Consider the following 21883-nt stretch of genomic DNA (forward strand, 5'->3'; position numbering starts at 1 on the left):
TCCACCGTAGGAGCCCGTGGGCGCCGGTGTCCGGGCGCGGATGATCAGCTCAGCTCACCGTCGCGTGTCCTGGCTCAGCGCCGGAGGTGAGCCAGGACACGCGACGGTGAGCCCACCTGATCATCGGGCCGATGCCCGGGCGGACTCCCGCGGGCGAAGGGAAGGGTCGCCTCACCTCCGCGGGCTGGCGCGTCCCTGGGATGATGCAGGGTGGCAAGCAGCGCGACGGACCAGCTGAGGGGTGGGCGCAGAGAAGTGGCAGCCAGCAAGGACAGCTTCGGGGCCAGGGCGACGCTGAGCGTCGACGGCACCGACTACGACATCTACCGGCTCGACGCGGTGGAGGGCTCCGAGAAGCTGCCCTTCAGCCTGAAGGTCCTCCTGGAGAACCTGCTGCGCACCGAGGACGGCGGGGACATCACCGCCGACCACATCCGGGCGCTGGCGAGCTGGGACCCGAACGCCGAGCCGGACCAGGAGATCCAGTTCACCCCGGCCCGCGTGGTCATGCAGGACTTCACCGGCGTCCCCTGCATCGTCGACCTGGCCACCATGCGCGAGGCCATGGCCGAGATCGGCGGGGACCCGCAGAAGATCAACCCGCTCGCGCCGGCCGAGCTGGTCATCGACCACTCGGTGATCGCCGACGTGTTCGGCACGCCGGAGTCCTTCGAGCGCAACGTCGAGATCGAGTACGAGCGCAACGGCGAGCGCTACCAGTTCCTCCGCTGGGGCCAGGGCGCCTTCAGCGACTTCAAGGTCGTGCCGCCGGGCACCGGCATCGTGCACCAGGTCAACATCGAGCACCTGGCCCGCGTGGTCTTCCCGCGCCAGGAGGGCGACCGCGTCGTCGCCTACCCCGACACCTGCGTGGGCACCGACTCGCACACCACGATGGTCAACGGCCTCGGCGTGCTCGGCTGGGGCGTCGGCGGCATCGAGGCCGAGGCCGCGATGCTCGGCCAGCCGGTGTCGATGCTCATCCCGCGGGTGGTCGGCTTCAAGCTGACCGGCCAGCTGCCGGACGGCGCCACCGCCACCGACCTGGTGCTCACGATCACCGAGATGCTGCGCCAACACGGCGTCGTCGGGAAGTTCGTCGAGTTCTACGGCGAGGGCGTCTCCGCCGTCCCGCTGGCCAACCGGGCCACGATCGGCAACATGAGCCCGGAGTTCGGCTCCACCGCGGCGATGTTCCCGATCGACGAGGAGACCATCGGCTACCTGCGGCTGACCGGCCGCTCCGCCGAGCAGGTCGCGCTGGTCGAGGCCTACGCCAAGGAGCAGGGCCTCTGGCACGACCCGTCCCGCGAGCCGGTCTTCTCCGAGTACCTGGAGCTGGACCTCGGGACGGTCGTCCCGTCGATCGCCGGGCCGAAGCGGCCGCAGGACCGGGTCGCCATCACCGACGCCAAGGCCGCGTTCCGCGCCGCGCTGGCCGACTACGTGCAGGACGACGAGACCGGCGGCGACGACCGCAAGCCCGGCGTGCCCGCCCAGGAGAAGCCCTACGGCGTCGTCTCGTCCGTCGACGAGGCGTCCGCGGAGTCCTTCCCCGCCTCCGACCCGGCCGCCCCGTCCGAGCACGGGAACGGCAAGGAGGGACAGCCCCACCACTACGACGGCGGTGCCGTCGCGGAGCGCCCGTCCAAGCCCACGCGGGTGGTGATGGAGGACGGCACGGAGACCGAGGTCGACCACGGCCACGTCGTGATCGCCGCGATCACCTCCTGCACCAACACCTCCAACCCGCAGGTGATGATCGGTGCCGCGCTGCTGGCCAAGAACGCCGTGGAGCGGGGCCTGACCAGCAAGCCGTGGGTGAAGACGACGCTGGCCCCCGGGTCGAAGGTCGTCATGGACTACTACGAGAAGGCCCAGCTCACGCCGTACCTGGAGAAGCTGGGCTTCTACCTGGTCGGCTACGGCTGCACGACCTGCATCGGCAACTCCGGCCCGCTGCCCGAGCCGGTGTCGAACGCGGTCAACGAGGCCGACCTCGCCGTCGTCTCGGTGCTCTCGGGCAACCGCAACTTCGAGGGCCGGATCAACCCCGACGTCAAGATGAACTACCTGGCCAGCCCGCCGCTGGTCATCGCCTACGCGCTGGCCGGGTCGATGGACGTCGACCTGAACGAGGACCCGCTGGGGCAGGACGCCGACGGCAACGACGTCTTCCTGCGCGACCTCTGGCCCTCGCCGCAGGAGGTCCAGCGGACCATCGACGAGGCCGTGTCGGCCGAGCAGTTCGGCCGCAGCTACGAGGACGTGTTCGCCGGCACCCAGCAGTGGCAGGACCTGCCCACGCCCACCGGTGACACGTTCGCGTGGGACAGCGAGAGCACCTACGTCCGGCGTCCCCCCTACTTCGAGGGCATGCCGGCCGAGCCGGCCCCGGTGCAGGACATCACCGGTGCCCGCACCCTCGCCGTCCTCGGCGACTCGGTGACCACCGACCACATCTCCCCCGCCGGGTCGATCAAGGCCGACAGCCCGGCCGGGAAGTACCTGCGCGAGCACGGTGTGGAGCGGCGTGACTTCAACTCCTACGGCTCCCGGCGCGGGAACCACGAGGTGATGATCCGGGGCACGTTCGCCAACATCCGGCTGCGCAACCAGCTGGTGCCCGGCACCGAGGGTGGCGTCACCAAGGACCACCTGACCGGCGAGACGACGACGATCTACGACGCCTCCCAGGCCTACCAGGAGGCCGGCATCCCGCTGGTCGTGCTGGCCGGCAAGGAGTACGGCTCGGGTTCGTCGCGCGACTGGGCGGCCAAGGGGACGGCGCTGCTCGGGGTCAAGGCGGTCATCGCCGAGAGCTACGAGCGCATCCACCGCTCCAACCTCATCGGCATGGGCGTGCTGCCGCTGCAGTACCCCGCGGGCCAGAACCGCGAGTCGCTCGGCCTGACCGGCGACGAGGAGTTCACCATCACCGGGATCACCGGGCTCGACGAGGGCCGCACCCCGAAGACGGTGAAGGTGAAGGCCGGCGACGTGGAGTTCGACGCCACCGTCCGGATCGACACCCCCGGCGAGGCGAACTACTACCGCAACGGCGGGATCATGCAGTACGTGCTGCGCTCGCTGCGGGGTTCGGCCGCCTGATGGACCTGGGCCTGGGCGGTCGCGGATACCTGCTCACCGGCGCGAGCCGGGGGCTGGGCTTCGCGACCGCCCGCGCCCTGGTCGACGACGGCGCCCGGGTGCTGGTGAGCTCCCGGTCCGCCGACTCCGTGGCCGCCGCCGTCGCGTCGCTCGGCGGCGCGCCGGCGGCGTCCGGCTCGGCCGCCGACCTCGCCGACCCCGAGGCCCCGGCGCGGCTGGTGCAGGAGGCCCGCGAGCAGCTGGGCCGCGTCGACGGCGCGCTGATCTCGGTCGGCGGGCCCGCCACGGGCACCGTCCTCGAGGCCCCGGAGGAGGCCTGGCGGGCCGCGTACGACAGCGTCGTGCTCGGCCCGCTCCGGCTGGTGCGGTCCCTGGTACCGCACCTGGGCGACGGCGCCGTCATCGCCTTCGTGCTCTCCACCTCCGTGCGCCAGCCCATCGGCGACCTCGCCATCTCCAACGGGCTGCGTCCGGGGCTGGCCATGACCGCCAAGGCGCTGGCCGACGAGCTCGGCCCGCGCGGCATCCGGGTGCTCGGGCTGCTGCCGGGCCCGATCGCCACCGACCGGCTGGTCGACACCGAGGCCGCCTCGGGCGACCCGGCCGCCGCCCGGGCCCGCAACGCGGCCCGGGTCCCGCTGGGCCGGGTCGGGTCACCCGAGGAGTTCGCCCGGGTGGCCGCCTTCGCCCTCTCCCCCGCGGCGTCCTACGTCACCGGGACGATGATCGCCGTCGACGGCGGCGCCACCCGCGCGCTGTGACCGGTCCGGCCGCGGCACCCGTGCTCGTCGCGTGCGCGCACGGCACCCGCAACCCCACCGGCCGCCGGCTCGTCGCCGAGCTGGCCCTCGCCGCGCGCACCCTGCGCCCGGGGCTGGTGACTACGGCGGCCTTCGTCGACGTGCAGCCGCCCACGGTCGCCGACGTGGTCGCGGGCCTCGCCGACGGCGGCCGCCCCTCGGTCGTCGTCCCGCTGCTGCTGTCCGGCGGCTACCACGTGCACGTCGACATCGCCCGGGCCGTGCGGGAGCACGCCGAGGCGCGGGCGGCCCGGCCGCTGGGCCCGGACCCCCGGCTGGTCGCGGTGCTGCACGACCGGCTGCTCGCCGCCGGGGCCGACCCCGCGGACCCCGCCACCGCCGTCGTGCTGGCCGCCGCGGGCTCCAGCGACCCGCGCTCGGTGGCCGACGTCGACGCCACCGCCGCCGCCCTGCAGGAGCGCTGGACCGGCCCGGTGACCACCGGCTACGGCTCGGCCGCCCAGCCGCCGGTGGCCGACGCCGTCGCCGCCGCGCGGGCCGCCGGCGCCCGCCGCGTGGTGCTGGCCGCCTACCTGCTGGCGCCCGGCCACTTCCACGAGAAACTCTCCGGGGCCGCGGCCGACACGGTCACCGCTCCCCTGCTGCCCGACGAGCGCATCGCCGCCGTCCTGCTCGACCGCTACGACGCCGCGGTCTCCGGCTGGTCCGTCGCGAGCTGACGTCCGTCGCGGGGTCTGGGACGATCGGGTCGGGCCTCCTCCCGGCCCCCGGACGAGCGGTGCCGTACCCGGACAGCGACAAGACGGCGCCCGTGGAGGCTGTCGTGTCCTGGTTCGTGCTCGTCCTGTCCGGTGTGCTGGAGGCCGTCTGGGCCACCGCGCTGGGTCGTTCCGAGGGGTTCAGCCGCCTGGCCCCGTCGGTGGTGTTCGGCGTCGCGCTGGTGCTCAGCATGGTCGGACTCGCCTACGCCATGCGCGAGCTTCCGGTCGGGACGGCGTACGCGGTGTGGGTGGGCATCGGCGCGGTGCTGACCGTCGTCATCGCCATGGTGACCGGCGAGGAGACGGTGTCCCCGGTCAAGCTGCTGCTGCTCGCGGGGATCGTCGGGTGCGTGGTGGGGCTGAAGGTCCTGCACTGAAGAAGGGCCCCCCGCCTCCCGGCTCGACGTGGGACTGGCGAAAGACCCTTCTCCTGAGCCTCCTCGGTACAGCCGCTGCACCGAGGCGCGCGACCCCGCTCACTGCGGGGTGAGCAGCCCCCGCAGCTCCTGGGTGAGCGCCTCGCGGGCCTCCCGGTGCTGGTGCCAGGCCGCCGGCGTCGCCTGGAGCAGGGAGATCCGCCACCGCCCGGCACCCTCGTCGACCGCGGTCACCGTGTGCAGCGTGTGGTAGCGGGGGTCGATGTCGTTGTCCCCGGGCGGGATCATCCCGGCGTGGGCCACCAGCAGCGCGACGCCCGGCGCCACCGGACGGACCGAGCGGATCACCGCGATGTAGGAGGCGGTCTGGTGGGCGGCGAAGATCTGCCGGAAGTCGGCGGCGATGGCCAGGCGGCCGTGGTGGTGGGTGCCGTCGTACCCGATGACGTCGCCGTCGTCGGCGAAGCCGGCGGCGACCGCCGCGCCGCTGCGCCGGTTCCACCCGTCGAGGAACTGGGCGTAGAGCGCGCGGATCTGGGCGTCGTTCGGGTGCGCGGACGTCACGCTGACTCCTCCTGCGTTGGTGGGACAGGAGTGACGGTAGTGGTCACGCCGCGCCGACCGTCCGCCCCTCGCCGACCGCGAACTGGGTGCGGTGCAGGTCGGCGTACCGGCCGGCGAGCGCCAGCAACTCCTCGTGTGTGCCCGACTCCACGATGCGACCGTCGTCCACCACGAGGATCTGGTCGGCGCTCCGGATGGTGGACAGCCGGTGCGCGATGACCAGCGACGTCCGGCCGGCCAGGGCGGTGTCCAGCGCGTGCTGCACCGCGACCTCGGACTCGCTGTCCAGGTGCGCGGTGGCCTCGTCGAGGATCACGATGCCCGGCGCCTTGAGCAGCACGCGGGCGATCGCCAGCCGCTGCTTCTCCCCGCCGGAGAGCCGGTGGCCGCGGTCGCCGACCACGGTGTCCAGGCCGTCGGGCAGGGACCGGATCAGCCGGGCGATCCGGGCGCCGGCCAGCGCGGCCCAGAGCTCTTCCTCGGTCGCCTCGGGCCGGGCGTAGACCAGGTTGGCGCGGATCGTGTCGTGGAACAGGTGGGCGTCCTGGCTGACCACCCCGATGCTGTCGCGCAGGGAGGCCAGCGTGGCGTGCCGGACGTCGAGCCCGCCGATGCGCACGGTGCCGCTGGTCGTGTCGTACAGCCGCGGTACCAGGGCGGCGATCGTGGACTTGCCCGCTCCGGAGTGGCCGACCAGCGCGACCAGCTGGCCGGGCTCCACTCGGAAGGAGACGTCGTGCAGCACGGCCGTCGTCCCGCCGTGCTCGGGCAGCGTCACGTCCTCCAGTGACGGCAGCGACACGTCGGCGGCCGACGGGTAGCTGAACGAGACGTGCTCGAACTCGATCGACCGGTCGCCGGCCGGCACCGGGACAGCGTCGGGCTCCTCGCGGATCATCGGCTGCAGGTCGAGCACCTCGAAGACCCGGTCGAAGCTGACCATCGCGCTCATCACGTCGACCCGGACGTTGGCCAGCGCGGTCAGCGGGCCGTACAGCCGGGACAGCAGCAGCGCCAGGGCCACGACGTCACCGGGGCTCAGCGAGCCGGTGAAGGCCAGCCAGCCGCCGAGGCCGTAGACCAGCGCGGTGGCCAGGGCGGCCACCAGCGTCAGCGCGGTGAAGAAGGTGCGGCCGTACATGGCCGACAGCACACCGATGTCGCGCACCCGCGCCGCCCGGCCGCTGAAGCCCTCGGCCTCGGCCTCGGGCCGGCCGAACAGCTTGACCAGCAGCGCCCCGGCGACGTTGAACCGCTCGGTCATCGTCGCGTTCATCGACGCGTTGAGCGCGTAGGACTCCCGGGTGATCTCCTGCAGCCGCCGGCCGATGCGGCGGGCCGGCAGCACGAACACCGGCACCAGCACCAGCGACAGCGCAGTGATCTGCCAGGACAGCGAGAACATCACCCCGGCGGTGAGCACCAGGCCGATGACGTTGGACAGCACCCCGGACAGCGTCGAGGTGAACGCCTGCTGGGCACCGATGACGTCGTTGTTCAGCCGGCTGACCAGCGCGCCGGTCTGGGTGCGGGTGAAGAAGGCGACCGGCATCCGCTGCACGTGCTCGAACACGCGGGAGCGCAGGTCGTAGATGACCCCCTCGCCGATCCGCGCGGAGAACCACCGGGTGGCCAGCGAGATCCCGGCGTCGACCACGGCGAGCGCCGCGATGAGCAGCGCGATGCGGACGATGTCGCCCGCCGTCCCCTCCAGGCCGGCGATCCGGTTGACGATCCGGCCGGCCAGCAGGGGGGTGAGCACGCCGATGAGCGACGAGCCGACGACGAGCACGAGGAACCAGGTCAGGTCGCGCCGGTAGGGCCGGGCGATGCCCAGGATGCGCCGGACGGTGCCCTTGGGCAGCCGGCGCGAGGTGACCGACGGGTCGCGGCGGAAGGACCGCATCGCCGCCATGGAGGACATGGGACCGCTCACGTCCATGCCACCTCCTCTCCCGCCCGGCCAACACCCCTACCGGGCGGGCTGTTCCGGAGGCAGTCTGGCAGTGCCCGCCGACAGTCCGGGACCGGACGGTTCAGGGCCCGCCGACCAGCTCCGCCAGTCGGCGGGCTTGAGCGGCGCGCTCGGCCGCGTCCTGGGTCTGCGGGTCGTTGCGGACGGCGGAGCGCACCAGCGCCGCGGTCTCCCGGCTGGCGAGCACCGGAGCGGCGGTGATCGCGGCGACCAGCGAGCCGACCGCCGCGTCGAGCCCGTCGGCCGGGACGACGGCCGTGGCCAGCCCGATGGCCTGCGCCTCGGCCGCGCCGACCGGGCGCCCGGTCAGGCACATCTCCAGCGCCCGCGCGTAGCCGACGAGCTCCACCAGCGTGCTGGTGCCGGTGAGGTCGGGCACCAGCCCGAGCGTCGCCTCGGGCAGCCGCAGGTCGGCGTCCTCGGTCAGCACCCGCAGGTCGCAGGCCAGCGCCAGCTGGGCGCCCGCCCCGATGGCGTGGCCCTGCACCGCGGCGACCGAGACGATGCCCGGCGAGCGCAGCCAGCGGAAGCCGGCCTGGTACCCGCGGATCCGCTCCTGCGCCTCCTCCGCGGGCATCCGGCCGAGCTCACCCAGCCCACCGGCGGTGCCGGGATCGGCGCTGAACAGCGAGCGGTCCAGCCCCGCGGAGAACGAACGGCCCGCGCCCCGGACGACGACCACCCGCACGCCGTCGTCCAGCGAGGCGCCGACGGCGGCGAGTGCTGTCCAGGTGGCCGGGGTCTGGGCGTTGAGCCGGTCGGGCCGGTCGAGGGTGACGGTGAGGACGGCGCCGTCGCGCGCCGTCCTCACCCACCCGTCCTGGTCGGGCCCGCTCAACTCTTCTTGCTGTTCCGGTTGGCTCCCCCACGACTGCGCAGGGTGGCGCCGGACTCCGAGAGGAGCCGGTGCACGAAGCCGTAGGACCGGTTGGTCGAGGACGCCAGCGAGCGGATGCTCTCGCCGCCGTCGTAGCGCTTGCGCAACTCGTCGGCCAGCGACGAGCGGTCGCCTCCGGTGATGCGCTTTCCCTTGCTGAGATCCGCGGTGCTCGAGTCGGCCATGACTCCCCTCCGTCAGCAACCGGCTGCGGGCCAGGGGCCCGCCGAGGCTGCTCGTCCCGTCGGCGCCGGGCCCCGGTGACCTCGGCGTCCCACACGCTCATGATCACCCGGACGGGCGACACCGGCCACGCGAGATCGCAACTCGTTGGGGTCGGTCCACGCAACGGCCGTGCCCTCGCCGGGAACGCCTCAGGACGCCCCGCGGGGAGCCCTGCCGCCGTGCGGTCCCGGTGGGCGGGGGCCGGAGGCTCCCCGAGCCGGGACGGGGGTCCGGGGCTCAGCGCAGCCGGGGGACGGCACCTGGCCGCGGTGCCGTCCCGGTGAGCGGGGGCCGGAGGCTCCCCGAGCCGGGACGGGGGTCCGGGGCTCAGCGCAGCCGGGGGACGGCACCTGGCGGCGGTGCCGTCCGGCAGGACGGCGATGTCGTCGCTACGCCAGCTCGACCAGGTCGGCGAGGTCCTCGCTCCAGGCGTCCTCGGTGCCGTCGGGCAGCAGGATGACCTTGTCCGGGTCCAGCGCCCGCACCGCGCCCTCGTCGTGGGTGACCAGCACGATGGCGCCGGCGTAGGTGCGCAGCGCCTCCAGCACCTGCTCGCGGCTGGCCGGGTCGAGGTTGTTGGTCGGCTCGTCGAGCAGCAGCACGTTGGCCCCGGAGACGACCAGCGTGGCCATCGCCAGCCGGGTCTTCTCGCCGCCGGAGAGCGTGCCCGCCCGCTGGTCGACCGTCTCGCCGGAGAACAGGAAGGCGCCGAGGATCCGCCGCAGCTCGGTGTCGGTGCTCTGCGGGGCCGCCGACCGCATGACCTCCAGCAGCGAGCGGTCCAGGTCGAGGGTCTCGTGCTCCTGCGCGTAGTAGCCGATCCGCAGCCCGTGCCCGGCCTTCACCTCGCCGGTGTCGGGGACCTCGGTGCCGGCCAGCATGCGCAGCAGCGTCGTCTTCCCCGCCCCGTTGAGCCCGAGGACGACGACCCGTGTGCCCCGGTCGACGGCGAGGTCGACGTCGGTGAACACCTCGAGCGAGCCGTAGCTCTTGGACAGTCCCTCCGCGGTGAGCGGCGTCTTCCCGCAGGCGGCAGGGGTCGGGAAGCGCAGCTTGGCCACCCGGTCCTGCTGCCGGACGTCCTCCAGGCCGGCCGCGAGCCGCTCGACCCGCTTGTCCATGCTCTTGGCCGCGCGCGCCTTGGTCGCCTTGGCCCGCATCTTGTCCGCCTGCGAGGTGAGGGCGTCGATCCTGCGCTCGGTGTTGGCCCGCTCCTGCTTGCGGCGGCGCTCGTCGGTCTCCCGCTGCGCGAGGTAGGGCTTCCAGCCGAGGTTGTAGACGTCGACGGCCGCCCGGTTGGCGTCGAGGTGCCAGACCTTGTTGACGACGGCGTCGAGCAGCTCGACGTCGTGGCTGATGACGATGAGCCCGCCCTTGTGCGCGGACAGGAAGCCCTTGAGCCAGCTGATCGAGTCGGCGTCCAGGTGGTTGGTCGGCTCGTCGAGCAGCAGCGTCTCGGCGTCGGAGAACAGGATGCGGGCGAGCTCGACGCGGCGCCGCTGGCCACCGGAGAGGGTGCGCAGCGGCTGCGCCAGCACCCGGTCGGGCAGCCCGAGGGCGGTGCAGATCCGCGCGGCCTCGCTCTCCGCGGCGTACCCGCCGAGGGCGGCGAACTGGTCCTCGAGCCGGCCGTAGCGGCGCACCGCCCGGTCGCGCTCGACGTCGTCGGCCGGCTCGGCCATCGCGACCTGCGCCTTGGTCATCTGCGCGCGGAGGACGTCGAGGCCGCGGCCGGACAGCACGCGGTCGCTGGCCGTGATGTCCAGATCACCGCTGCGCGGGTCCTGCGGCAGGTAGCCGATCTCGCCGGTCACCTCGACCTTGCCCGTGTGCGGCAGCCGCTCACCGGCCAGCGTGGTCAGCGTGGTGGTCTTGCCGGCGCCGTTGCGGCCGACGAGGCCGATGCGGTCGCCGGGCTGCACGCGGAGGGTCGCATCGCTGATGAGGACGCGAGCCCCGGCGCGCAGCTCGAGGCCGGTCGTCGTGATCACCGAGCCCAGGATAGGCGCTCGGACGGGCTCCTCCGACCGCGTTGCAGGTGATGTGGGTGGCAGACCGTCGTCCACAGACGGGCGAACCGTCTCCCACGCAGGTCCGCGACGGGCCACGATCTCGGCCATGACCTCGACGTCCGGTCCGCCCTGGAGCCCGCCGTGCCCCGTGTGCGGCCTGCCGAGCGCCGGGCCGGGGCCTGCGCCGTGCCCGTCCTGCGGGCTGCCGGCCGTCGGTGAGGCGGCCCGCGTCGTCGCGCGCATCGGCGCCACCATCGACGAGCTCACCCGGGACCGCGACCGGCTGCTGGCCACGCTGAGGACGACGGTCCCGCCGTCACCGGCGGCCGCGGCCGCGCCACCGCGCCCCGCCGCCGCTCCCCCGGTCTCAACCGTGGCACCCCCGCCACCGCTGTCCCCTGCGTCGCGACTCTCGATCGACGAGCGCTACCCGGTGCCCCCACCGCCGCGCCGGGTGAGCCCGCAGCAGGTGCTCCTCGCCCTCGGCGCGCTGCTGGTGGTGGCCGCGGGCATCGCCTTCGTCGCGGTCGCCTGGACCCGCCTCGGCCTGGTCTTCCAGTCCGCCGTCATGGCCACCGTGACCACCACCGCGTGCGCGGTGTCGGCGTGGACGGCGCGGCGCGGGCTGCGGGCCACCGAGGAGGCGCTGGCCGCCGCCGGGGCCGCACTGCTCGCCGTCGACCTCGGCGCGGCCCACGCGCTGGGCCTGTGGGGGCTCGACGGCGTCCCGGGTCGGCTGTGGACGGCGGGCTCCTGCGGTGTCGTGACGGCCGTCGCCCTCGGCCTCGGTCGGCTGACCCGCAGCACCGTCACCTGGCCGCTGGTGGCGCTGCTGGCCATCCAGCCCGTCCCGCTGCTGCTCCTGCCGCCCGAGGTCGCCGCGGGCGCCGCCGGGGTCGCCGCCGTACTGGGCACCGCGCTGCTCGACGTCGTGGTGCTGCTGCGCCTGCGCCCGGTGCTCGTCCCGGTCGCGCGGGCCCTGGCCGGGCTGTGGGCGGCCGCGGGGGCACTGGGCGGCGTGCTGGTCGCCTGGGTCGGAACGGCGGTCGACGCCTGGACCGTGACCGCTCTGCTCGCCGCCGCCGGTGCAGTCGGCTGGCTGCTCCGGCGCGACCCGCGGCTGGCCCACCGGCTGCCTGCCGACGTGCCCCTCGCCGGCGCGGCCTCCGCGGTGACCGCCCTGGCGCTCACCGGAGCGCTCGCCCGCGCCGACCTCGCCGGATGGGTCGCCACGGCCGGGCTGGGCCTGGCCTTGGTGACCGCCGCGGTCCTCGTCGCGCCCCGGCGGACGGCGCTGGCCGCGCTGCTCCCGGCCGGCGGGGTGCTCGCTGCGGGCGGCAGCGGGCTGCTCGGGGTCGACGGCCGCCTCGGCATCCTCGCCCTGGTGGTCCTCGCGGGCACCGTGCCCGCCGCGCTGGCCGCCGTCCGGCTGCCCGCGCTCCGGGCGAGGGCCGTCGTGGTGGTCCTGCTGTGCCCGGTCGGCGCGGCGCTGCTCGCCCTCGACGACGGGTGGCTCGGCACCGCCGTCGCCGGGCTGCTCATCGTGCTGGTCGCAGCTGCCGGCTTCGCCCTGGCCGCCGCACGGGCCGGCACTCCCGAGGAGGCGACGGCGGCCGGCACGGCTGCACTGGCCGCGTTGCTGGCTGCCGGATCGACGGCGGAGACCGGCGCCTGGGGACAGGTCGCCGTCCAGTTGGCGATCGCGGGGGCGGCGGGCGGTGCGTACGCGCTGGTCGTGCACCGTCGTGACGTCGCGGTGCTGGCTGTCGCCGACCTGGTGGTCGCGAGCTGGGTGGCCGCCGGTGGTGCGCAGGTCCAGACGCCGGAGGTCTACACGCTGCCCGCGGCGGCCGGCCTGCTGCTCCTCGCCCTGCCGCGGCTGCGGTCCGGTCAGCGGTCGTGGGCGGCGGAGGGCGCGGCGGTGGCCACCGCGCTGGTCCCCTCGGCGCTGGTGGTCGTCGCCGAGCCGTCGGCGCTGCGCCTGGTCCTGGTCGTCGTGGCCGCCGGGGCACTGACCGTCGCCGGCACGCTGACCCACCGGCAGGCGCCGTTCGTGGTGGGCGCCGCCTCGCTGGCGTTCGTGGTGCTGGGGCGGCTGACGCCCTACGCCCCGCTGGTGCCGCGCTGGCTGACCCTGGCGGTCGTCGGCCTGCTGCTCCTCGCCCTGGGCGCGACCTACGAGCGCCGGCGGCAGCAGACCCGCGAGGCGGTGGCCTGGGTGGCGCAGATGCGCTGAGCCCCGCGGGGCGCAGCCCGGGGCGGCCCGCCCTACCGTGGACCGGTCGCACGGATGCAGGAGGGGGACCGTGGGATGACCGACGCTCCGGCCCCGTCGCTGGACCGCGCGCGCCCGCCGCTGCTGCTGCTGGTCGTCGGCGCGGTGCTGGTGGTCAGTGCCGGCGGGACCGCCGCCGCGGTCTACGGCGGCGGGTCGGCCCGGGTGCTGCTGCTGGTGCTGGCCGCCGCGGCCGCCGGCGCCTCGGCCTGGGGCTCGCACGCCCGGCTGCGGGCGACCGAGGAGACGCTCGCCGCCGCCGCAGTCGCGCTGGCGGTGCTCGGCACCGACGTCGGTGGCTCCCTGCTCCGCGGCCCCGTCGTCCCCCCGCTGGTGCTCGGCGTGGTGTTCCTCGCCCTGCGGTGGCTGCTGCCGCGCCCCGCGACCTGGCCGCTGGCCGCGTGGCTGGTCCTGCAGCTGGCCGCCGTGCGCGCCCTGGACGGCGCCGACTCCGGCCTGGCCCGCACCGTCTGGCTGCTGACCGCGGCGCTGACCGGCCTCGGGGTCGCGGTGGCCGCCCGGCGGCTCGTCGCCCGGGTCGCCCTGGGAACCACCGCGCCGTGGTGGGTCGCCGGCGTGGTCGGCGCCGTGGGGACGGCGTGGACCGACGGCGCCTCCGCCCGCTGGACCTCGGCCGCGCTCACGGTCGCCGTGGCGCTCGCGCTCGTCGTCGCCCGGCTGGCCCGCGCGCTGGAGCCGCTGCTCGGGCCGCCGCGGACCGTCCCGGTGCTGGCCGGCTCCGTCTCGGGGGCCGCGCTCGGCGGTGCCCTGGGCGCGCCCGGGCCGGCCGCGGTGCTGCTCGCCGGGTACACCGGGGTGCTGCTGGCCGCGGTCGCCGCGGCCCTGCTGACCGGCTGGGTGCGGGGGTTGTTCCTACCCCTGGCACTCGCGGCGGGCGGGACGATGGTCGTGCTCAGCGTGGGCCAGCTGGTCGCCGGGTCCCGGTGGGTGGAGCTGGTGCTCCTGCTGGTGCTCACCGCGCTGCCGTGCGTGCTCGTGGCGGCGCTGCGGCGCGACGACCGTCCCGTGGCCGCCCCCGCGGCGGTCGGCTGCCTGGCCGCGGCCGCCGTGGTGGCGACGGCGAGCGGCCTGGTGGGGGCCGGTGTCGCGGCGGTCCTCCTCGGCGTGCTCTACGCCGTGTCCCTGGGTGCGGGTCTGGTGCTCGACCGCGACACGCGGCGGGCCACCGTGGTCACCGGGGCGGTGTGCGCGGTCCTGGCGGCGGTGCTGCTCGTGGCCGCCGGGGACCGGAGCGCGCTGGCGGTCCAGCTGGCCGCGCAGGGGCTGCTGACCTGCGCCTGGGGCTGGCACGTGTGGCGCAGCCGGGACCCGGACGGCGGGCCGGAGGGCTCACCCGCGTGGCGGGCCGGTGCCGCGCAGCTCGTGCTGGCCGCGTGGACCACGTCGGCGCTGGCGGGCGCCTCCGTCGTGGAGGCCTGGTCCCTGCCGGCGGCGCTGGGGTTGCTGCTGGCCGCGGGCCCGCGGCTGGTCGACGGCCCGTCGTGGCCGGCGTGGGGGCCGGGGCTGGTGGTCGCGGCGGTCCCGTCGGTGGTGTGGGCCGTCGTCGCACCGGGGAGCACGCGACCGGTGCTGGTGCTGCTCGTGGCCGCCGCGGTGATGGGCGCGGCGGCGTGGCGGGCGGTCCGCGCACCACTGGTCGTCGCCACGTGGACGGCGATCGCGCTGGCGCTGGGGCTGGCCGTGGTCGAGCTGCCGCTGCCGGTCGCCGGCGCACTCGTCGTCGGGGTGGTGCTGCTCGCGGTCGGCGCCCGCAAGGAGCGGTACCCCGTGGCCGGCTTCGGCGCCCGCCTGGCGGAGATGCGCTGACGGGGTCCCCGAAGACGATCATGGCGCCGTGACCACTCCACCCGGTCGGATGGAGTGGTCACGGCGCCATGACCGCGCGGAGTCGGGGTTACACGCGGAAGCCGAGGGCGCGCAGCTGCTCGCGGCCGTCGTCGGTGATCTTGTCCGGGCCCCACGGCGGCATCCACACCCAGTTGATCCTGATGTCGTCCACCAGGCCGGGGCCGGGGCCGCCGGTGAGGGCCTGGCGGGCCTGGTCCTCGATGACGTCGGTCAGCGGGCAGGCCGCCGAGGTCAGCGTCATGTCGATGACCGCGACCTGGTTGGCGTCGTCGCTGTCCACGACGTCGATGCCGTAGACCAGACCGAGGTCGACGACGTTGACCCCCAGCTCGGGGTCCACGACGTCGCGCATGGCCTCCTCGACGTCCTCGAGCAGCGCCGACTTGTAGGCCGGCAGGTCGCCCGCGGCCCCGTCGGTCGCGGGGGTGGCGTTCTCCGTGGTCTCGCTCATGCCTGCTGTCCTCCAGCCGGGGTCGTGGACGTGGCCGACAGCGCGCGGGCGGACGCGTCCTTGAGGGCCATCCAGCTCATCAGCGCGCACTTGATCCGCGCCGGGTACTTGGACACGCCGGCGAACGCGACGGCGTCCTCCAGCTCGTCCTCGAGCTTCTCGGCGACCGACGCGTCGCCCTTGCTCTGCATCAGGGTCATGAAGTGCTCGCCGGTCGCCAGCGCCTCGTCCACGGGCTTGCCGATGACCAGCTCGTACATCGCGGAGACCGACGCCTGGCTGATCGAGCAGCCCATCCCCTCGTAGGAGACGTCGGCGAGGGTGTCGCCGTCCAGGTGGACCCGCAGGGTCACCTCGTCGCCGCACGTCGGGTTGACGTGGTGCACCTCGGCCTCGAACGGCTCGCGCAGCCCGCGGCCGTGCGGGTTGCGGTAGTGGTCCAGGATGATCTCCTGGTACATCGACTGCAGCTGCATCAGCTCACCTCACCCTGTCCAACACCGAAGAAGCGCTGGGCTTCCCGGATGCCGTCGGCCAGGGCGTCGATGTCGTCGTAGCCGGTGTGCACGTAGAAGGTGGCCCGCGTCGTGGCCGGGACGCCGTAGCGGCGCACGACCGGCCAGGCGCAGTGGTGGCCGACCCGCACCTCGACGCCGAGGTCGTCGAGGACCTGGCCGACGTCGTGCGGGTGGATGCCCTCCACGGTGAAGGAGACCGCACCCCCGCGGGCGACGGTGTCGGGCGGGCCGATCACCGTGACGCCGGGGATCCCGGCGAGCTTCTCCAGCGCGTACCCGGTCAGCGCCTCCTCGTGCGCCTGCACGCGGTCCATGCCGAGCCGCTGCAGGTACTCGACGGCCGCGGCCAGCCCGATCACCTGCGCGGTCATCGGGACGCCGGCCTCGAAGCGCTGCGGCGGCGGCATGAAGGTGCTGCCCTCCATGCGCACGACCTCGATCATCGACCCACCGGTGAGGAACGGCGGCAGCGCGTCGAGCACCTCGTAGCGGCCCCACAGGACGCCGACGCCGGTGGGCCCGAGCATCTTGTGCCCGGAGAACACCAGGAAGTCCGCGCCGAGCGTGGTGACGTCGACCGGCTGGTGCGGCACCGACTGGGCGCCGTCGACCAGCAGCAGGGCGCCGACCTCGCGGGCCCGCGCCGAGATCTCCCCCAGCGGGTTGATCGTGCCGAGGATGTTCGACTGCTGGGTGACCGCGACGAGCTTGGTGCGCTCGTTGACCACCGTGCCGAGGTCGGACAGGTCCAGCCGGCCGTCGTCGGTCAGGCCGAGCCAGCGCAGGGTCGCCCCGGTGCGCTCGCACAGCTGCTGCCAGGGCACCAGGTTGGCGTGGTGCTCCATCTCGGTCACGACGATCTCGTCGCCCTGGCCGACGGCGTACCGCCGGAACGCGGGCTCCTTGGCCGTGGCCGCGTTGGACAGCGCGTAGGCGACCAGGTTGATCGCCTCGGTGCTGTTGCGGGTGAAGACGACCTCCTCCGCGGGGGCACCGATGAACGCGCCGATGGTGGCCCGGGCCGCCTCGTACCGGCCGGTCGCCTCCTCGGCGAGCTGGTGCGCCCCGCGGTGGGGTGCGGCGTTGCAGGTCTCGTAGAAGTCGCGCTCGGCGTCCAGGACGCTGCGCGGCTTCTGCGAGGTCGCGCCCGAGTCCAGGTAGACCAGTCGCTTCCCGTCCCGGACGGTGCGGGTCAGGATCGGGAAGTCCGCCCGGATCGCCTCGACGTCCAGAGGCAGGGGCGCCTGCTGCGCCCCGGCGGGACGCGAGACGGTCTGGGTCATGCCTGAACGACCTCCGCGGCGGCCTTCTCGATGCTCGCCTGCTCGTTGGAGTCCTTGACGTAGGCGGCGTAGCCCTCTTCCTCGAGCTTGGCCGCCAGCTCCGGGCCGCCCTCGTCCACGACCCGGCCGGCGACGAAGACGTGCACGAAGTCAGGCTTGATGTAGCGCAGGATCCGCGTGTAGTGGGTGATCAGCATGACGCCGACGTCCCCCTCCTCGCGGGTGCGGTTGACGCCCTCGGAGACCACCCGCAGCGCGTCGACGTCGAGGCCGGAGTCGGTCTCGTCGAGGATCGCGATGGCCGGCTTGAGCAGCCGCATCTGCAGGATCTCGTGCCGCTTCTTCTCACCGCCGGAGAAGCCCTCGTTGACGTTGCGCTCGGCGAACGCCGGGTCCATCTCGAGGCCGGCCATCTCGGTCTTGACGTCCTTGACCCAGCTCCGCAGCTTGGGGGCCTCGCCTTTGATGGCGGTGGCGGCGGTGCGCAGGAAGTTCGACACCGAGACGCCGGGGACCTCGACCGGGTACTGCATGGCGAGGAACAGGCCGGCGCGGGCGCGCTCGTCGACGGTCATCGCGAGGACGTCCTCGCCGTCGAGGGTCACCGTGCCGCCGGTGATCGTGTACTTGGGGTGGCCGGCGATCGAATAGGCCAGGGTCGACTTGCCCGACCCGTTCGGCCCCATGATCGCGTGCGTCTCGCCCGACCGGATGGTCAGGTCGACGCCGCGGAGGATCTCCTTGGCGTCGTCACCCTCGCCGACGGTGACGTGCAGGTCGCGGATCTCCAGAACGGACACTTCTCTTCTCGCTCCTCAGTTGCCGGCCGCGCGGGGCAGGACGTCGTCGGACAGGGCGCTTGCCTCCGTGTCGACGAGCACGTCCTCCCCCTCCACGCGGACCGGGTAGACGTCGACCGGCTCGGTGGCCGGCAGGTTGGTGGGCTCGCCGGTGCGCAGGTCGAAGCACGACCCGTGCAGCCAGCACTCGATGGTGGGGGCCCCGTCGAACTCCTCGACGTCGCCCTCGGACAGCGGCACCTCGGCGTGCGAGCACACGTCCTGGATCGCGTAGACGTCGTCCTCGTACCGGACGACGGCCACGTCGACGTCGGCCAGCTCGACCCGGAGGGCGCCGTTCTCCGGCACCTCCGAGAGCGCGCAGACCCGCTCGAAGGCCATGGGTCAGGCCACCTCGACCGGCTGCTCGTCCAGGCCGGGCAGCGCACCGAGACGGGTCTCGATGGTGCCCATCAGCCGGTCCTGGAGCGCGTCGATCCCGATCCGCTGGACGACGTCGGCGAAGAAACCGCGGACGACCAGGCGGCGTGCGGTCTCGGCGTCGATGCCCCGCGAGCAGAGGTAGAACAGCTGCTCGTCGTCGAAGCGGCCGGTGGCGCTCGCGTGGCCGGCACCGACGATCTCGCCGGTCTCGATCTCCAGGTTCGGCACCGAGTCGGCGCGGGCGCCGTCGGTGAGCACCAGGTTGCGGTTGAGCTCGTAGGTGTCGGTGCCGGTGGCGTCGGGGCGGATGCGGACGTCGCCGATCCAGACCGTGCGGGCGCCCTCGCCCTGCAGCGCGCCCTTGTAGAGCACGTTGCTGGTGCAGTTGGGCACCGCGTGGTCCACCCAGAGCCGGTGCTCCTGGTGCTGGGTCTCGTCGGAGAAGTAGACGCCGAAGAGCTCCGCCCTCCCGCCGGGACCGGCGTACTGCACGTTGCTGACCAGGCGGACCAGGTCGCCGCCGAGGGTGACCACGACCTGCGTGAAGGTCGCGTCCCGGCCGACGACGGCGTCGAACTGCCCACCGTGGACGGCACCGGGCGCCCAGTCCTGCACGGAGACGAGGGTGACCTGCGACCCGTCCCCAGCGAGGACGGCGACGCCCGCGGCGTACCGGGCCAGGCCCGCATGGTCGAGGACGACGGTCGCCTTCGCGAACGCGCCGACGTCGATGACGAGCTGGCACCAGACGACGTCCTCGGAGCCGGTGCCCGACAGCCGCAGCGTGACCGGACGGTCCAGCTGGGCCTCGGCCGGCACGCGGACGACGGCCGCGCCGCCGCTGCGCTGCCGGGCGAGGGCAGCCAGCCGGTCGACCGGCTCGGGCAGGCCCTTCAGCAGCGGGTCGTCGGCCTCGACGCTGGTCAGCTCGACGCCCTCGGGCAGGTCGGTGTCCCACTGCAGGTGGGCATCGGACGGGGCGCCGTCCAGCAGCGGGCGGATGCGCTTCATGGGGGTGAAGCGCCAGGTCTCCTCGCGGCCGGTGGGCACGCCGAAGGCGTCCGGGTCGGTCGAGGTGAGGCGCTCGGCCGGCGAGCCGGTGGGGGCCGGTCCGCCGTGCGAGTGCGCACCCGGCGCGGCCTGCCCGGCGCTGCCGGTGCCGGCGGCCGGGGTGGTGGGCGGGCCGGCCTGGGCGCCGACCCCCTCGCCGAACAGCTCGCCGGCGAGGGTGGCCGACTCCGTGGTCAGGCCCGTGGTGTTCGCGTCGTCGTTGGCCGACATCAGCCGACGGCACCTTCCATCTGCAGCTCGATCAGGCGGTTCAGCTCGAGGGCGTACTCCATCGGGAGCTCGCGGGCGATGGGCTCCACGAAGCCGCGGACCACCATCGCCATCGCCTCGTCCTCGGACAGACCGCGGCTCATCAGGTAGAAGAGCTGGTCGTCGCTCACCCGGGAGACGGTCGCCTCGTGGCCCATCGCGACGTCGTCCTCGCGCACGTCGACGTAGGGGTAGGTGTCCGACCGGCTGATCGTGTCGACCAGCAGCGCGTCGCACTTCACCGTCGACTTCGAGCCGTGCGCGCCCTCGTCGACCTGGACCAGGCCGCGGTAGGAGGTCCGGCCGCCGCCGCGGGCGACGGACTTCGACACGATGGTCGAGGAGGTGTTCGGCGCCGCGTGCACCATCTTGGCGCCGGCGTCCTGGTGCTGGCCCTCGCCGGCGAAGGCGATGGAGAGCACCTCGCCCTTGGCGTGCTCGCCGGTCATCCAGACCGCCGGGTACTTCATCGTCACCTTGGAGCCGAGGTTGCCGTCGACCCACTCCATGGTCGCGCCCTCGTGGGCGATCGCCCGCTTGGTGACCAGGTTGTAGACGTTGTTCGACCAGTTCTGGATGGTCGTGTACCGGCAGCGCGCGTTCTTCTTGACGATGATCTCGACCACCGCGGAGTGCAGCGAGTCCGACTTGTAGATCGGCGCGGTGCAGCCCTCGACGTAGTGCACGTAGGCGCCCTCGTCGACGATGATCAGCGTCCGCTCGAACTGGCCCATGTTCTCGGTGTTGATCCGGAAGTAGGCCTGCAGCGGGATGTCGACGTGCACGCCCTTCGGCACGTAGATGAACGAGCCACCCGACCAGACGGCGGTGTTCAGCGCGGCGAACTTGTTGTCGCCGGAGGGGATCACCGAGCCGAAGTACTCCTGGAAGATCTCCGGGTGCTCCTTCAGGGCCGAGTCGGTGTCCAGGAAGATCACGCCCTGGTCCTCCAGCTCCTTCTGGATCTGGTGGTAGACGACCTCGGACTCGTACTGCGCCGCGACACCGGAGACCAGCCGCTGCTTCTCCGCCTCCGGGATGCCGAGCTTGTCGTAGGTGTTCTTGATGTCGTCGGGCAGGTCCTCCCACGAGGCCGCCTGGGCCTCGGTGGAGCGCACGAAGTACTTGATGTTCTGGAAGTCGATCCCCGACAGGTCCGAGCCCCAGTCCGGCATGGGCTTCCGGCCGAACAGCTTCAGGGCCTTGAGCCGCCGCTCGAGCATCCACTCGGGCTCGTTCTTGCGCGCCGAGATGTCCCGGACGACGTCCTCGCTGAGCCCGCGCTTGGCGGCGGAACCGGCGACGTCGGCGTCCGCCCAGCCGTACTGGTACCGGCCGAGCTGCTCGATCTGCTCGTCCTGGGTCAGCGGCGTGCCGGTCACCGGCTGCTGGGTGCTGGTCATGCGGGCGTCCTCTCCCGGTCGTTCGTGGGGGTGCTGCTGGGGGACGGTGCGGGGTGCGTGCCGGCTCGGAGCCGGTGCGCCGCGCGCTCGTCCGGTACAGGGCTCGCGGGGGCCGATCTGTTCCCCTCGCGGGTGTGTCCACCGCCGCTCGCGCGGCGGACCGGCCCCGGGATGTGCGTGGTGCACACCCCGTCGCCGTGGGCGATGGTGGCCAGCCGCTGCACGTGCGTGCCGACGAGCCGGCCGATCACCGCCGTCTCGGCCTCGCACAGCTGCGGGAACTCCGCAGCCACGTGCGCGACCGGACAGTGGTGCTGGCAGAGCTGCCCACCACCGGAGATGGCCGAGGTCGAGGCAGCGTAGCCCTCGGCCGTGAGCGCTCCGGCGAGGGCCCGGGCGCGGTCGACCGGGGCGTCCGGCGCAGCCTCCACCGCGGCCGAGCAGCGCTGCTCCAGCCCGGCGAGCTGCGCCTCGGCCACCGAACGGACGGCGTCCGGACCGCCGTGGGCGGCGACGAAACGCAGCGCGGTCAGCGCCAGGTCGTCGTAGGCGTGCGGGAAGGCCGAGCGGCCGGCGTCGGTCAGGTGGAACAGCCGGGCCGGTCGCCCCCGTCCCCGGGGGGTGCCGGGCGCGTGCCGCTCCTCGACCCGGCCGGCGGCCACGAGCGCGTCGAGGTGTCGGCGGACGGCGGCCGACGAGACGCCCAGCCGCGTGGCGAGCTCGGTCGCGGTCTGCGGGCCGTGCTCGAGGAGCAGCGCGGTGACGCGGTGCCGGGTGCGGCCGTCGTCGGCGGACGGCACGGGTCGGGTCGGCGCCGTCGCCACCCCGCCCACCTGCACCGGACCGCTTTCCACAACACGAGTCTCACCTATTTCGCG

19 protein-coding genes and 1 riboswitch are annotated in these 21883 nt (G+C 74.0%); of the genes, 6 read left to right on the top strand and 13 right to left on the bottom strand.

The features are described from left to right. Positions 1 to 255 precede the first annotated feature (255 nt). The 4 genes from BLR12_RS08395 to BLR12_RS08410 all read left to right on the top strand — a co-directional run bounded on the left by BLR12_RS08395 (position 256) and on the right by BLR12_RS08410 (position 5010). A complete protein-coding gene (locus BLR12_RS08395; RefSeq protein ID WP_091376073.1) occupies positions 256 to 3111 on the top strand; it encodes an aconitate hydratase in 2856 nt (951 codons plus the stop codon). Further along, a complete protein-coding gene (locus BLR12_RS08400) occupies positions 3111 to 3872 on the top strand; it encodes an SDR family oxidoreductase (protein ID WP_091376075.1) in 762 nt (253 codons plus the stop codon). Before BLR12_RS08395 ends, BLR12_RS08400 begins: the two co-directional genes overlap by 1 nt. Then, positions 3869 to 4591: a sirohydrochlorin chelatase gene (locus BLR12_RS08405; protein WP_255363372.1), complete on the top strand. Its 723-nt coding sequence runs from the start codon at positions 3869 to 3871 to the stop codon at positions 4589 to 4591. The genes BLR12_RS08400 and BLR12_RS08405 overlap by 4 nt, the downstream gene beginning before the upstream one ends. Positions 4592 to 4619: 28 nt before the next feature. Next, positions 4620 to 4684: riboswitch (guanidine-III (ykkC-III) riboswitch) on the top strand. An 11-nt stretch (positions 4685 to 4695) separates the two neighbouring features. Further along, the gene (locus BLR12_RS08410) at positions 4696 to 5010 is read left to right on the top strand and encodes a DMT family transporter (RefSeq protein WP_218120586.1); all 315 of its coding nucleotides are present in this window, start codon (positions 4696 to 4698) and stop codon (positions 5008 to 5010) included. 99 nt (positions 5011 to 5109) lie between these two features. Here BLR12_RS08410 and BLR12_RS08415 read toward each other — a convergent pair whose 3' ends face one another. The 5 genes from BLR12_RS08415 to BLR12_RS08435 all read right to left on the bottom strand — a co-directional run bounded on the left by BLR12_RS08415 (position 5110) and on the right by BLR12_RS08435 (position 10642). Continuing rightward, a complete protein-coding gene (locus tag BLR12_RS08415) occupies positions 5110 to 5574 on the bottom strand; it encodes an SgcJ/EcaC family oxidoreductase (protein WP_091376081.1) in 465 nt (154 codons plus the stop codon). Positions 5575 to 5617: 43 nt separating this feature from the next. Beyond that, entirely contained in the window at positions 5618 to 7516 is a 1899-nt protein-coding gene (locus BLR12_RS08420) for an ABC transporter ATP-binding protein (protein WP_091376083.1), read from the bottom strand. A 94-nt stretch (positions 7517 to 7610) separates the two neighbouring features. Continuing rightward, positions 7611 to 8360 (bottom strand): enoyl-CoA hydratase/isomerase family protein, encoded by a 750-nt coding sequence (locus BLR12_RS08425; RefSeq protein ID WP_255363373.1) that lies wholly within the window; start codon positions 8358 to 8360, stop codon positions 7611 to 7613. Between the two features lie 23 nt (positions 8361 to 8383). Beyond that, on the bottom strand, positions 8384 to 8611 hold the full coding sequence (locus BLR12_RS08430) for a helix-turn-helix domain-containing protein (RefSeq protein WP_091376089.1): 228 nt from the start codon (positions 8609 to 8611) through the stop codon (positions 8384 to 8386). A 429-nt stretch (positions 8612 to 9040) separates the two neighbouring features. Next, complete coding sequence (locus BLR12_RS08435; protein ID WP_091376093.1) at positions 9041 to 10642, bottom strand: ABC-F family ATP-binding cassette domain-containing protein; 1602 nt, start codon at positions 10640 to 10642, stop codon at positions 9041 to 9043. A gap of 127 nt (positions 10643 to 10769) precedes the next feature. Here BLR12_RS08435 and BLR12_RS08440 point away from each other — a divergent pair, with 127 nt between their 5' ends. Together BLR12_RS08440 and BLR12_RS08445 are read left to right on the top strand one after the other, a co-directional pair. After that, positions 10770 to 12899 carry a DUF2157 domain-containing protein gene (locus tag BLR12_RS08440; protein WP_091376096.1) on the top strand — a complete coding sequence of 710 codons (2130 nt, stop codon included), beginning with the start codon at positions 10770 to 10772 and terminating at the stop codon, positions 12897 to 12899. Between the two features lie 75 nt (positions 12900 to 12974). Beyond that, positions 12975 to 14765: an SCO7613 C-terminal domain-containing membrane protein gene (locus BLR12_RS08445; protein ID WP_091376098.1), complete on the top strand. Its 1791-nt coding sequence runs from the start codon at positions 12975 to 12977 to the stop codon at positions 14763 to 14765. A gap of 88 nt (positions 14766 to 14853) precedes the next feature. Here the strand turns inward: BLR12_RS08445 and BLR12_RS08450 are convergent, their stop codons facing one another. The 8 genes from BLR12_RS08450 to BLR12_RS08485 are packed head-to-tail and all read right to left on the bottom strand — an operon-like array spanning position 14854 to position 21859. Further along, positions 14854 to 15258 (bottom strand): metal-sulfur cluster assembly factor, encoded by a 405-nt coding sequence (locus BLR12_RS08450; RefSeq protein WP_091376102.1) that lies wholly within the window; start codon positions 15256 to 15258, stop codon positions 14854 to 14856. Next, positions 15255 to 15734, bottom strand: coding sequence for a Fe-S cluster assembly sulfur transfer protein SufU (gene sufU, locus BLR12_RS08455; protein ID WP_091376104.1), 480 nt, complete (start codon positions 15732 to 15734; stop codon positions 15255 to 15257). The genes BLR12_RS08450 and sufU overlap by 4 nt, the downstream gene beginning before the upstream one ends. Continuing rightward, positions 15734 to 17059 (bottom strand): cysteine desulfurase, encoded by a 1326-nt coding sequence (locus BLR12_RS08460; RefSeq protein WP_091376107.1) that lies wholly within the window; start codon positions 17057 to 17059, stop codon positions 15734 to 15736. Before BLR12_RS08460 ends, sufU begins: the two co-directional genes overlap by 1 nt. Continuing rightward, on the bottom strand, positions 17056 to 17859 hold the full coding sequence (sufC, locus tag BLR12_RS08465) for a Fe-S cluster assembly ATPase SufC (RefSeq protein ID WP_091376109.1): 804 nt from the start codon (positions 17857 to 17859) through the stop codon (positions 17056 to 17058). Before sufC ends, BLR12_RS08460 begins: the two co-directional genes overlap by 4 nt. A 15-nt stretch (positions 17860 to 17874) precedes the next feature. Beyond that, entirely contained in the window at positions 17875 to 18240 is a 366-nt protein-coding gene (locus BLR12_RS08470) for a non-heme iron oxygenase ferredoxin subunit (protein WP_091376111.1), read from the bottom strand. A 3-nt stretch (positions 18241 to 18243) separates the two neighbouring features. Further along, positions 18244 to 19563, bottom strand: coding sequence for a Fe-S cluster assembly protein SufD (sufD, locus tag BLR12_RS08475; protein WP_091376113.1), 1320 nt, complete (start codon positions 19561 to 19563; stop codon positions 18244 to 18246). Continuing rightward, positions 19563 to 21005 (bottom strand): Fe-S cluster assembly protein SufB, encoded by a 1443-nt coding sequence (gene sufB, locus BLR12_RS08480; protein WP_091376114.1) that lies wholly within the window; start codon positions 21003 to 21005, stop codon positions 19563 to 19565. The genes sufD and sufB overlap by 1 nt, the downstream gene beginning before the upstream one ends. After that, positions 21002 to 21859: a helix-turn-helix transcriptional regulator gene (locus BLR12_RS08485; RefSeq protein ID WP_255363374.1), complete on the bottom strand. Its 858-nt coding sequence runs from the start codon at positions 21857 to 21859 to the stop codon at positions 21002 to 21004. The genes sufB and BLR12_RS08485 overlap by 4 nt, the downstream gene beginning before the upstream one ends. Positions 21860 to 21883: the final 24 nt, after the last annotated feature.

This window comes from Geodermatophilus sp. DSM 45219, from assembly GCF_900104025.1.
Taxonomy (GTDB): Bacteria; Actinomycetota; Actinomycetes; order Mycobacteriales; family Geodermatophilaceae; genus Geodermatophilus.